We start from the raw sequence: 489 nt of genomic DNA on the forward strand, positions 1-489 counted from the left end.
CCTCCAGCACCGCTACCAGCTCCAGCCCTCCGGCACCTGGTCCGCCTGGGACACCTTCGGCGGCGGCGGCCACACCATCGCCGTGGGCGCCAACCAGGACGGCCGCCTCGAAGTCTTCGCCTCCGGACCGGTCGGCGTCTTCCACAAGTACCAGACCGCCCCCAACAGCGGCTGGTCCGACTGGGAACCCACCGGCGGCGGCCCCGCCGACAGCCGGATCAAACTCGGCAAGGCCCCGGACGGCCGCCTCGAAGTCTTCGCCCTCAACAGCACCACCTTCCAACACCAGTGGCAGACCGCCGTCAACGGCACCTGGTCCAGCTGGGAGACCTTCGGCGGCGGCGGCCACGGCCTCACCGTCGACCACAACCAGGACGGCCGCCTCGAAGTCTTCGCCTCCGGACCCAAGGGCGTCTACCACAAGTACCAGACCAACCCCACCACCTGGTCCGACTGGGAACCCGCCGCAGGCCCCGCCGACTCCCAGCT

Annotated in this window: 1 protein-coding gene; it reads left to right on the plus strand. The window is 70.6% G+C overall.

Going from position 1 to position 489, the window contains the following annotated elements:
- A partial coding sequence (locus tag VM95_RS38015; RefSeq protein WP_045706203.1) for a DUF8189 domain-containing protein occupies positions 1-489 on the plus strand: 489 nt, incomplete at both ends.

The organism is Streptomyces rubellomurinus, from assembly GCF_000961885.1.
GTDB classification, from domain to species: Bacteria; Actinomycetota; Actinomycetes; order Streptomycetales; family Streptomycetaceae; genus Kitasatospora; species Kitasatospora rubellomurina.